Raw genomic sequence first — 4,576 nt, 5'->3', positions numbered from 1 at the left:
AGGCCGGCACATCCAACGTTGATGTCGGCCGACCTGACGCCTTCGCGGGCAAGCCTCGCTCCCACAGGGTTCTGCGTTGTTCACCAATTTCCCGGCCAGCCGCAGGACCTGTGGGAGCGGGCTTGCCCGCGAAGAGGCCGGCACATCCAACGTTGATGTCGGCCGACCTGACGCCTTCGCGGGCAAGCCTCGCTCCCACAGGGTTCTGCGTTGTTCACCAATTTCCCGGCCAGCCGCAGGACCTGTGGGAGCGGGCTTGCCCGCGAAGAGGCCGGCACATCCAACGTTGATGTCGGCCGACCTGACGCCTTCGCGGGCAAGCCACGCTCCCACAGGGTTCTGCGTTGTTCACCAATTCCCCGGCCAGCCTCCTACCGTCTGCGGAACAACGGCCGTGGCTCGATCACCGAGCGCCCGTATAGCACGCTCATCCCCGCCAGCCCTTTCAACGCATCCTCGGCGGATTTGTCTTCGCGTACCGCGAAGCTGTCGAAACCGCACTGACGCATGTGGCTGAGCTGATCGCGCAACACATCGCCGATGGCGCGCAGTTCGCCCGTCCAGCCCAGTCGGGTGCGCAGCAGGTAGGCCTGGCTGTAAGCGCGGCCGTCACGGAAGCTGGGGAAATCCAGGGCGATCAATGTCAGCTGCTCAAGCCACGGTTTGAGGCTTTCCACCTCATCGTCCGGCCCCAGCCATACCGCCTGTTGCTGCGGATTTTCCAGCCACTTGGCCAGCGGCAGAATCAATGCCGCACCAGACAGCGGCGCCTCCAGGTCCCTGACCAGCGTCCACGAATCCTCGGCATCAATCCGCGCCACGCCCGCCTCCAGCCGCAACAGATTGTTCATGCCGACACCTCCAGCGCTTTCGGATAAACCGACTCCTTGAACGGCTCAAGACCGATGCGCTGCACGGTATCGACGAACAGCTCTTCGCTTTCCCGATAACGCACAAATGTCTCGACAATGCACTCGATGACCTCGGGCACTTCGCTGGCGCTGAACGACGGGCCGATCACCTTGCCCAGCGCGCTGTTCTTGCCCTGGGCGCCGCCGAGGGTGATCTGGTACCACTCGCTGCCGTTCTTATCGACGCCCAGAATGCCGATGTTGCCGATGTGGTGGTGACCGCAGGCGTTCATGCAGCCGGAGATGTTGAGGCTGATGTCGCCCAGGTCGTGCAGGTAATCGAGGTCCTCGAATCGCGCGGCGATGCCCTGCGCAATGGGGATCGACTTGGCGTTGGCCAGCGCGCAGAAGTCACCACCGGGGCAGGCAATCATGTCGGTGAGCAGGCCGACGTTGGCGCTGCCCAGATTGTGCTCGCAGGCCAGGCTCCATAGCGCGAACAGATCCACCTTGGGCACGTCCGGCAGCACCACGTTCTGTTCATGGGCGATGCGGATTTCGCCGAAACCGAAGCGCTCGGACCAGTCGGCAATCGCCTCCATCTGCGCGGTGGTGACATCCCCCGGCGGCGAGCTGATGCCGGGCTTGGTGGACAACACCACGCTGACGTAACCCGGCACCTTATGCGCCTGCACGTTGCGCAACACCCAGCGGGCGAAGGCCGGGTTCTGCGCCATATGGGCGCCGAATTCCAGATCGATACTCGCCAGCTCACGATACTCCGGGGCGACGAAAGCACTGGCGACCCGCTCGAACTCATCAAGGGTCAATTGCGCCGGACCGTCCTTGAGGTATTGCCACTCCTCCTCCACTTCCCGAGCGAAGGCTTCGATGCCCAAGGCCTTGACCAGGATCTTGATCCGCGCCTTGTACTTGTTGTCGCGCCGGCCATGACGGTTGTAAACGCGCAGCACCGCTTCGACATAGGACAACAGGTGCTGCCACGGCAAACCGTCGCGGATCTGCAAACCGAGGATCGGCGTGCGCCCCAGGCCGCCGCCGACGATCACCCGCAGCAGCATCTGCCCGTCTTCACCCGGATACAGGTAGAGGCCGATGTCATGCATCATGATCGCCGCGCGGTCCTGTTCGGCCGAGCAGATGGCGATCTTGAACTTGCGCGGCAGGAACAGGAATTCCGGGTTGATGGTCGACCACTGACGCAGGATCTCGGCCAGCGGGCGCGGGTCGATCATTTCGTCCGCCGCGACCCCGGCGAAGGCTTCGGTGGTGATGTTGCGCACACAGTTGCCGGAGGTCTGGATCGCGTGCATCTCGACTTCGGCCAGGCGTTCGAGAATCTCTGGCACCTGGGCCAGTTCGATCCAGTTGAACTGCATGTTCTGGCGGGTGGTGAAATGGCCGTAACCTCGATCGTAATCCCGGGCGATGCTCGCCAGCGTGCGCATCTGCCGTGCGCTGAGGGTGCCGTAGGGAATCGCCACCCGCAGCATGTAGGCGTGCTTTTGCAGGTACAGGCCGTTTTGCAGACGCAGCGGCAGGAACTCTTCTTCGCTCAGCTCGCCGGCCATGTAGCGCGCGACCTGATCGCGAAACTGCGCAACCCGCTCGAACACCAGCGCCCGGTCATAGTCGTCGTACTGATACATCTGGCTACCTCATCAAGGTCGGATCCGCTTCCCTGTAGGAGCGAGCACGCTCGCGATGCAATCACAGACGACGCGGGGCAACAGGTTTCCCGCGTTATCGTTGACGACCATCGCGAGCGTGCTCGCTCCTACAGGTTTTTGATGACTATGGGCTTGCGGCGCAGCGAGTTACAGACTCACTTAATTCTGAAAAAACCGTATCAGATGGCGTTTGAACGCACTGTGGCTGAGGTTCTGTCTGATCCGCACAAATGAGCTTTTCCTGAGCCTGTTTTGAAATGGCCGGTGTTTTTACAGTTGCCCGACTTTGCAATCGTGGAAGCATCGAGCATGAGCACAGCAACTCTCGGACAGGCTTATAACTACAAGGTCGTGCGCCAATTCATCATCGCAACAGTGTTCTGGGGCATCGTGGGAATGGCGATGGGCGTGTGGATCGCCTCGCAACTGGTATGGCCCGAAATGAACCTGGACCTGCCATGGACCAGCTTCGGCCGCCTGCGACCGCTGCACACGAGCCTGGTGATTTTCGGCTTCGCCGGCAGCGCGCAGTTCGCCGCCAGTTACTACGCGGTGCAGCGCACCTGTCAGGTGCGGCTGTTTTCCGACACCCTCGCCGCCTTCACCTTCTGGGGCTGGCAGTCGGTGATCGTGGTGATGCTGGTCAGCCTGCCGCTGGGCTACACCACGACCAAGGAATACGCCGAGATCGAGTTCTCGGGCGCGGTGTGGATGACGGTGGTCTGGGTGGCCTATGCCATCGTGTTTTTCACCACCGTGGTACGGCGCAAGACCAAGCACATCTACGTCGGCAACTGGTTCTTCGGCGCCTTCATCGTGGTGATCGCCATGCTGCACGTGGTCAACCACCTGTCGATTCCGGTGAGCTGGTTCAAGTCTTATCCGGTGTACTCCGGCGCCACCGACGCGATGGTGCAGTGGTGGTACGGGCACAACGCCGTGGGCTTTTTCCTGACCACCGGGTTTCTGGGGATGATGTATTACTTCGTGCCAAAACAAGCGAATCGGCCGGTGTATTCGTATCGCCTGTCGATCGTGCATTTCTGGGCGCTGATCACCCTGTACATCTGGGCCGGTCCCCACCACCTGCACTACACCGCATTGCCGGACTGGGCGCAGTCGCTGGGCATGGCCATGTCGCTGATCCTGCTGGCGCCGAGTTGGGGCGGGATGATCAACGGCATGATGACCCTCTCGGGCGCCTGGCATAAATTGCGCACCGACCCGATCCTGCGATTCCTGGTGCTGTCCCTGGCCTTCTACGGCATGTCGACCTTCGAAGGTCCGATGATGGCGATCAAGACGGTCAACGCCCTCTCCCACTACACCGACTGGACCATCGGCCACGTACATGCCGGCGCCCTGGGCTGGGTGGCGATGATCACCTTTGGCGCGACCTATCACATGGTGCCCAAGGTCTTTGGTCGCGAGCAGATGCACAGCACACCGCTGATCAACCTGCACTTCTGGCTGGCCACCATCGGCACCGTGCTGTACATCGCCTCGATGTGGGTCAACGGCATCACCCAGGGCCTGATGTGGCGCGCGATCAACGACGACGGCACGCTGACCTACTCCTTCGTCGAAGCCTTGCAGGCCAGCCATCCGGGGTTCGTGGTGCGCTTTGTCGGCGGCGTGTTCTTCCTCACCGGCATGCTGCTGATGGCCTGGAACGTGTGGCGCACGGTGCGGGCGGCGGACGTATCGATGGCCGAGCAGGAGGCGCGGATAGCCTGATGATGGAGATCATGTTGAATGTCTTGGGCGTGGCGTTTTTGTGGTTTGCCGTCGAGTATTGTCTGCGCCACCAGAGCGCTGAAAGCCTGGATGAGGCGAGCCTGATTCCGTTTGCCGATGACCCGGAGGTGGCGCGGCGGGTTGAGGTGGCGACGGGCAAGAGCATCAATGCCGTGGCGCCGGAAGAGCCCAAGGTAGGTTGGATCAATATGGAAGTTTGACGCTAATCCAATGTGGGAGCGGGCTTGCTCGCGAAGGCGGCGTTCCAGTCGACATTGATGTTGTCTGACACACCGC

General features: G+C 61.7%; 4 protein-coding genes. 2 read left to right on the top strand and 2 right to left on the bottom strand.

The genetic code is table 11. From position 1 onward, the window contains the following. Nucleotides 1-371: 371 nt before the first annotated feature. Both ACW9JE_RS28935 and ACW9JE_RS28930 read right to left on the bottom strand, forming a co-directional pair. Nucleotides 372-851 (bottom strand): DUF934 domain-containing protein, encoded by a 480-nt coding sequence (locus tag ACW9JE_RS28935; protein WP_224538900.1) that lies wholly within the window; start codon nucleotides 849-851, stop codon nucleotides 372-374. Continuing rightward, the gene (locus ACW9JE_RS28930; protein WP_457434702.1) at nucleotides 848-2,521 is read right to left on the bottom strand and encodes a nitrite/sulfite reductase; all 1,674 of its coding nucleotides are present in this window, start codon (nucleotides 2,519-2,521) and stop codon (nucleotides 848-850) included. Before ACW9JE_RS28930 ends, ACW9JE_RS28935 begins: the two co-directional genes overlap by 4 nt. Before the next feature lie 330 nt (nucleotides 2,522-2,851). On the opposite strand from ACW9JE_RS28930, the gene ccoN reads away from it, so the two are divergent. Next, a complete protein-coding gene (ccoN, locus tag ACW9JE_RS28925) occupies nucleotides 2,852-4,279 on the top strand; it encodes a cytochrome-c oxidase, cbb3-type subunit I (RefSeq protein ID WP_224538895.1) in 1,428 nt (475 codons plus the stop codon). Then, entirely contained in the window at nucleotides 4,279-4,500 is a 222-nt protein-coding gene (locus ACW9JE_RS28920) for a cbb3-type cytochrome c oxidase subunit 3 (RefSeq protein WP_224538894.1), read from the top strand. Before ccoN ends, ACW9JE_RS28920 begins: the two co-directional genes overlap by 1 nt. Nucleotides 4,501-4,576 lie beyond the last annotated feature (76 nt).

Source organism: Pseudomonas sp. SDO55104_S430, from assembly GCF_054070595.1.
This window is presented reverse-complemented; position numbering and strand designations above follow the sequence as displayed.